The 6,835-nt window shown below is 70.7% G+C and carries 5 protein-coding genes; 1 reads left to right on the top strand and 4 read right to left on the bottom strand.

Translation table 11 applies throughout. The annotated features are described in order from the left end of the window. Positions 1–92 precede the first annotated feature (92 nt). The 4 genes from KF708C_RS33405 to KF708C_RS33420 form a co-directional block, all read right to left on the bottom strand. Complete coding sequence (locus KF708C_RS33405; protein WP_059416096.1) at positions 93–1,280, bottom strand: acyl-CoA dehydrogenase family protein; 1,188 nt, start codon at positions 1,278–1,280, stop codon at positions 93–95. Positions 1,281–1,422: 142 nt separating this feature from the next. Continuing rightward, a complete protein-coding gene (locus tag KF708C_RS33410) occupies positions 1,423–2,415 on the bottom strand; it encodes a tripartite tricarboxylate transporter substrate binding protein (RefSeq protein ID WP_020205984.1) in 993 nt (330 codons plus the stop codon). Between the two features lie 67 nt (positions 2,416–2,482). After that, positions 2,483–4,201 carry a long-chain fatty acid--CoA ligase gene (locus KF708C_RS33415; RefSeq protein ID WP_370552891.1) on the bottom strand — a complete coding sequence of 573 codons (1,719 nt, stop codon included), beginning with the start codon at positions 4,199–4,201 and terminating at the stop codon, positions 2,483–2,485. Positions 4,202–4,272: 71 nt separating this feature from the next. Continuing rightward, on the bottom strand, positions 4,273–5,274 hold the full coding sequence (locus KF708C_RS33420) for a Bug family tripartite tricarboxylate transporter substrate binding protein (RefSeq protein ID WP_059416098.1): 1,002 nt from the start codon (positions 5,272–5,274) through the stop codon (positions 4,273–4,275). A 323-nt stretch (positions 5,275–5,597) separates the two neighbouring features. Between KF708C_RS33420 and KF708C_RS33425 the strand changes: the two genes are divergently transcribed. Then, positions 5,598–6,722, top strand: coding sequence for an AraC family transcriptional regulator (locus tag KF708C_RS33425; RefSeq protein ID WP_059416100.1), 1,125 nt, complete (start codon positions 5,598–5,600; stop codon positions 6,720–6,722). Positions 6,723–6,835 lie beyond the last annotated feature (113 nt).

Here is a 6,835-nt window from a genome sequence, read left to right on the forward strand (position 1 = left end):
TACCGCCAACGTCCTAAGGCGTCGGCATGAGGGGCCGCCGCGCGCTGCGCATCCGGCACGCACCGGCACGCATCCGCGCGGCGGCGCACGCCCTACAGCGTGCGCGCCACCAGCTCCTTCATGATCTCGTTGGAGCCGCCGTAGATCTTGCTCACGCGGGCGTTGGCGTACATCCGCGCGATCGGGTATTCGAGCATGTAGCCGTAGCCGCCATGCAGCTGCAGGCATTCGTCGATGATGTCGCAGTTCTTCTGCGCGCACCACCACTTGGCCATCGCCGCGGTGGGGGCATCGAGCTCGCCCGCGAGCAGGCGCATCATGCAGTCGTCGACGAAGGTCGCGGCGATGGTTGCCTCGGTCTTGCACTCGGCGAGCTTGAAGCGCGTGTTCTGCATATCGATCAGCGGTTTGCCGAACACCTGGCGCTCGCGCACGTAGTCCGTGGTGAGCTCGATGGCGCGCTGCATGCTCGCCACCGCGCCCAGCGCGATGATCATGCGTTCCTGCGGCAACTGCTGCATCAGCTGATAGAAGCCTTGTCCCTCCTCGGCGCCGAGCAGGTTTTCCGCCGGCACGCACACGTCGTTAAAGAACAGCTCGGCAGTGTCCTGCCCTTTCTGCCCGATTTTTTCCAGGATGCGGCCGCGCCGGAAGCCCGGCAGGTCGCGGGTCTCGACCATGATGAGCGAGACCCCGCGCGCGCCGGCCCCGGGATCGGTCTTGGCCACCACGCAGACCAGGTCGGCGTGGTAGCCGTTGGTAATGAAGGTCTTTGCACCGTTGATGCGATAGACGTCTCCGTTCTGGTTCTTTTCACGCACCGCGCGGGTGCGTACCGACTTGAGGTCCGAGCCCGCGCCGGGCTCCGACATGGCGATCGCGCCTACCATCGCGCCGGAAGCCATCTGCGGCAGCCATTTGCGCTTCTGCGCCTCGGTGCCGTAGTTGAGCAAGTAATGGGCCACGATGCCGCTGTGCACGCCATTGCCGAGGCTGGTGGCGATGGCGCGCGCCATTTCGTTACAGATCACGGCCTCGTGCGCGAAGTTCCCGCCGCCGCCGCCGTACGCTTCGGGGATGCTCGCGCACAGCAGGCCGACCTCGCCGGCGCGGTTCCAGACCTCGCGGTCGATGTAGCCGCGCTCGGCCCAGCGCGCTTCGTGCGGCACCAGCTCGCGCTCGACGAAGCGGCGCACGGTGTCCTGGAACAGGGTCAGTTCCTCGTTCATCCAGGGCACCTTGCGGGCCGCCATCGCCATGTTCTTGTCCGTGCTCTTCATCTTGGTGTTCTCCGGGAAATGTCGTCGGGGCGGAAGCCGCCGGTGCTGCGCCGCAACACCCGCGGCGCCGGGGTTCGGCCGCGGCAGGAAGCACGGCGGCTGCGATGTATCGATTGATGCTCTTTGACGCAAGCGCCGGCGCTCAGTCCAGCTGGATGTGCGCGTCCTGGACGATGCGGGCCCACTTCGGCGTGTCGGTGGCGATGACGGCGGCCAGTTCCTCGGCCGACGACCCTACCGGCTGCAGGCCCATCGCCGCCAGCTTCTGCGCGATGTCCGGCTGGCGCACGATGCGCCCGACCTCGGCCGACATCCGCGCCACCATCTCGCGCGGCGTGCGCGCCGGCAGGAACGCGGCGAACCAGCCGCTCGGCTCGAAGCCGGGAAAACCCGCCTCGGCGAACGTGGGCACCGCGGCGATCGACTTGTAGCGCTGCGCGCCGGTGATGGCGAGAATGCGGAATTTCCCGCTATTTAAATAGCTGTTCGCGGACGTCACATCGACGAAGGCCGAGTCCACCTGCCCGCCCAGCACGTCGCTCATCAGCGGCGCGGCGCCCTTGTACGGGATGTGCGCCAGATCCAGCCCGGCCTGCATCTTGAGCAGCTCGCCGTGCAGGTGCGAGGACGTGCCGTTGCCGTAGGAGCCGTAGCTGAACCTGCCGGGGCTGGCCCTGGCCAGCGCCACGAACTCGGCGAGCGTGGCGGCCGGCACCCGGTTGGGCACCACGAACAGGTCGGACGAGCGCGCCAGCAGCGAGACCGGCTGGAAATCGCGCGCCACGTCGTAGGGAATGCGCTTGTACAGGCTTGGCGACTGGATCATGGCGGTGATGCCGAGCAGCACCGTGTAGCCGTCCGGCGCCGCCTTGGCGACGATGTCGTTGCCGAGCATGCCGCTGGCGCCGGGCTTGTTGTCCACCACCACGGGCTGGCCCCAGGCCTCGGCCAGGCGCTGGCCGATCATGCGCGCCACGGTGTCGGTGCCGCCGCCGGCCGGGTACGGCACCACCATGCGGATGGGCCTGGCGGGATAGCCGCCCTGCGCCCGCGCCGGCCGCCGCCAGCCGCCCAGCAGCGCGCCGCCGCCGAGTGCCGCCGCCTGGCCCAGCCAGGCTCGCCGCGTTGTCTTCATCGTTGTCTCCCCCAATTCGCTTGGTGTGCTCTGGTGTGCTTTCCGGTGCGTTGTCCTGCCGCGCGTCTCAGTCCGCGGGCCGGACCGGCGCCGCCTGTTCCTGCTCCTGCAGCGCCCGCCACTGGATCTTCCCGGTGGCCGACTTGGGCAGCGCGTCGACAAAGCTGACGATGCGCGGCACCTTGTAGGCCGCCAGCCGCTCGCGGCACCACGCCATGATCTGCTCGGCGCCGGCCTCGGGCGTGCCGCGCGCGGCGGGCTTGAGCGCCACCACCGCCTTGACGGTCTCGCCGCGGCGCGCGTCGCGCGCGGCGATCACGCAGGCTTCGTGGATGGCCGGATGGCCGTACAGCAGGTTCTCCACCTCGGCGGGCCAGACCTTGAAGCCGGAGGCGTTGATCATGCGTTTGAGGCGGTCGCGCATGAAGAAATAGCCTTCCTCGTCCATGAAGCCCAGGTCGCCGGTGCGCAGGAAGCGCTTGCCGTCGATCTCGACGAACGCCTCGGCGTCGGCCTGCGGATTGCGCCAGTAGCCCAGCATGATCTGCGCGCCGTGCGTGACGATCTCGCCCAGCTCGCCCTGCGGCAGCCCGGCCAGCGTGTGCGGGTCGATCACGCGCGCGTCCACGCCGAAGGTGGCGATGCCCAGGCACTCGCGCTTGGGCCGGTGGCGCGGGTTGGACAGCAGGAAGGCCGCGCTCTCGGTCAGGCCGTAGGCCTCCACGTAAGGCAGGCCGAAGCGCTCCTGCAGCATCGACGCCACCGCGTCCGGCATGGCCGCGCCGCCGCCGCCGAGGTAGGACAGGCTGGAGAGGTCGCGCCCGGCGATGCCGGGCTGGGAAAAGAAATCCACCAGCATCGCCGGCGGCGCGCCCCAGGTGGTCACCTGGTAGCGCTCGATCAGGTCTGCTGCCAGCGCGCGGTCCCAGCGCGGCAGCAGCACGATGGTGGCGCCCAGGTAGAGCGGCGCGTGGATGCCGTTCTGCATGCCGAGCAGGTGGAACATCGGCGCCACCGACAAGGTCACGCTGTCCGGCAGGGCGCCGCGCCAGCGCTGCGAGCCCACCGCCGCGCTCATCAGCGTGCCGTGCGTATGCATGCAGCCCTTCGGATGGCCGGTGGTGCCGGAGGTGTAGGCCAGCATGCACAAGGTGTCGTAGCCGGCCTCGTCCGGGCCGGGGCTCAGGCCGGCGGCGTCGGCCTGCGTCCACGGCACGAGCGTGGCGCCGGCCGGCGCGCCGGCGGGCAGCGGCGCGCGCTCGTGCAGCCACGCCGGCACCCCGGCGTCGGTCCGGTCGGCGCGGTCGGCACGGTCGGCGGCGGCGAGCATGTCGCCGTACTGGTGCGCGATCACGTGCGGCAGCCGCGCGCCGTGCAGCGGCGCGATGCGCGCGTACAGCTCGGCGGCGACGAAGGCCGCCACCGCGCCGCTGTCCGCCACCACGTGCTCGAGCTCCGCGGTCAGCCACATCGGGTTGGCCGGCACCACCACCGCCCCGGCGCGCAGGATGGCGTAGTAGGCCACGATGAACTGCGGGCAGTTCTGGCTGAACAGCAGCACGCGGTCGCCCGGCGCCACGCCGCACGCCTGCTGCAGGTAGCCCGCCATGCGCCCGATCTGCGCCTGCAGGCTGGCGTAGCTGATGGCGTTGCCGAAGAACCGGATCGCGGTCTTGTCCGGGTAGCGCCGCGCGGCGACTTCCACGTTGTAGGCCAGGCTGGTGCGCGGCACCTGGATCTGCGCCGGCAGGCCCGGTGGCCAGAACGGCGAGCGGCAGGGAGGCATGGAAAAGGAATCGGCTTGCATCATGGCAACACGGGTAGGAGAAAAAGGCGCCGGCCGCCGCCGGCGCGGCATCAGTCGAGGCGGATGTTGCGGGTGCGGATCACCTGGCCCCAGCGCGCGTAGTCGCTGCGCATGGTGTCGGCGAAGGCGTCCGGCGTGCTGCCCGAAAGCACCACGCCCATCTCGCCCATGCGCCCGCGCACGGCCGGCACGGCCAGCACGCGGTTGACGTCGGCGGAAAACTTCTCCACCACCGCGCGTGGCGCCGCGGCGGGCAGCAGCAGGCCGAACCAGCCCATCGAATCCATGCCCGCGATGCCGCCTTCGCGGAAGGTCGGCACGTCCGGCAACTGCGGCGCGCGCGCCGGGCCGGTCACGGCCAGCGCGCGCAGCCGGCCGCTGGCCACGTGCGGGCGCGCGCCCATCACGGAAATCACGGCCGCCGGCACCTGCCCGCCGAGCAGGTCGTTGATCTCCGGCGCCTCGCCCTTGTACGAGACATGGGTCAGGTCGAGCCCGGCCGCGTCGTTGAAGACCTCGCCGTACAGATGCCCGCTCGAGCCGGTGCCGAACGAGCCGTAGCTGAACTGGCGCGGCCGGGACTTCACCAGCGCGATGAACTCCGCCAGCGTGGCCGCGGGCACCGAGTTGTGCACCGCGAACACCAGGCTGGTGGTGCCGAGCTGCGACACCGGCGCGAAATCGCGCACCGGGTCGAACGGCGCCTTCGCGTACAGGCTCGGCGCCTGGACCAGCGTGGTGATGGTCAGCAGCGCGGTGTGGCCGTCGGGCTCGGCCTTGGCCACCGCGTCGGCGCCGATCATGCCGCTCGCGCCCGGGCGGTTCTCCACCACCACGGGCTTGCCCCACGCCCTGCCCAGCGGCTCGGCGAGCGCGCGCGCCAGCACGTCGGTGGCGCCACCGGCCGGGTAAGGCACCACCAGCCGCACCGGCCGGCCCGGCCAGTTGCCGCCCGCGCCCTGCGCCAGCGCCGGGCCGCACGGCCCGATGCCGCCGGCCGCCAGCGGCGCCGCGCCCAGCCACGACAAGATCCTGCGACGATCAGCCTGCATCCCGCTCCCTCCCCCGGTCCCATGCCCAGGCAACGAGATTGCGCGATGCTGCGCTGCGTGGACAATGACCATTCGGCCCAAAATGATTGGCCGAATCGCTCAGGGAAAAGCCTGCCTTTGGTAAATCCGGATTGCGCGGCGCCGGCGCATCGGGCTAACTGGCGCGACAGGCTCGCCATGAGCCGCCATGAGCCGCCATGAGCCACCATAAGCCACCATAAGCTGGCGCAGACCCGGCATCCCGCCAGACCCGCCAGCCCGCGCGCTCATGCCGCGCCGCAGCATCCGGCCGCCAGGGCTGCGGCAACGAGGACGAGGAGACCATGCATATCGTCGCTTCGGGCGCGGGCGCGTCCGTGCCGCCAGCGGTGCCGGCCGCTTCCCGCCCGCTGCGGGCGGCGCCGCACGGCCCGCCGGCCCGCCACACCATCGCCGTGCTCCAGGTCGAGCAGATCCTGCTGGGACCGCGCCGCCTCGGCTGCGACATCGACGCCCTGCTGCGCCGCGCCGGCATCCCCGCCGCGCTGCTGCAATCGCCCAGCGCGCGCGTGAGCGAAGACCAGTTCGCCGCGCTGATGCGCGCCATGCGCCGCGTCACGCGCGACGAGTTCTGGGGCCTGCTGAACCGGCCGCTGGCGCCCGGCGTGTTCGCCCAGGCCTGCCGCGCGCTGATCCACTGCGCCACGCTCGAAGACGCGCTGCGCGTCGGCCTGCAGCAATACCGGCTGCACCTGCACGACTTCGTGCCCCGCCTGCAGCAGCACGACGGCCGCGCCACCCTGCTGCTGCTGCCGCGCGCGCCCGCCACGCCATGCCGCCTCTACGCCGAATCCACCTTCGCCTTCCAGGCCTACGGCGTGGCCAACTGGCTCGCCGCCCGGCGCATCCCGCTGGCCGGCGTCGACCTCGCCGCGCCACCGCCCGCGCCACGCGGCAGCGCGCGGCGCAGCGACACCGAGCGCGTCTTCAACACCCAGGTCCGCTACGGCCAGCCGCACACCGCGCTGCATTTCGACGCCGCCTGGCTGCGCCTGCCCGTGGTGCAGGACGCCGCCAGCCTGCAAGCCTTCCTGCGCGACACCCCGCGCAACCTGCTGACCCGCTATCGCGACGACTCCTGCCTCGCCGAGCGCATCCGCCGCCACCTGCGCGGCCACCTCGACGGCGAACTCCCCTCGCTCGAACAGATGGCCGAAACCCTGCGCCTGACCCCACAGACGCTGCGCCGCCGCCTGCGCGACGAAGGCCGCGGCTACCAGAGCATCAAGGACAGCCTGCGGCGCGACGCCGCCATCGGCTTTCTCGAACATACCGACCTGCCGTTGCAGCAGGTGGCGTTAAGGGTGGGGTTTTCGGAGCCGAGCACGTTTCACCGGGCGTTCAAGAAATGGACTGGCGTGGCGCCAGGGGAATACCGGCAGCGGCAGATGATGGGGTGTGCGGCGTAGGGGATGGGTTGTTGGAGGTTATTTCAAGCTTCAAATTCAACTTCAGAATCCACGTCAAAATCAACTTCGAAGTCAAAGTCAACGTCAACTTCAAAGTCAAAGTCAACTTCAAA

The organism is Cupriavidus basilensis (assembly GCF_000876015.1).
GTDB classification, from domain to species: domain Bacteria; phylum Pseudomonadota; class Gammaproteobacteria; order Burkholderiales; family Burkholderiaceae; genus Cupriavidus; species Cupriavidus basilensis_B.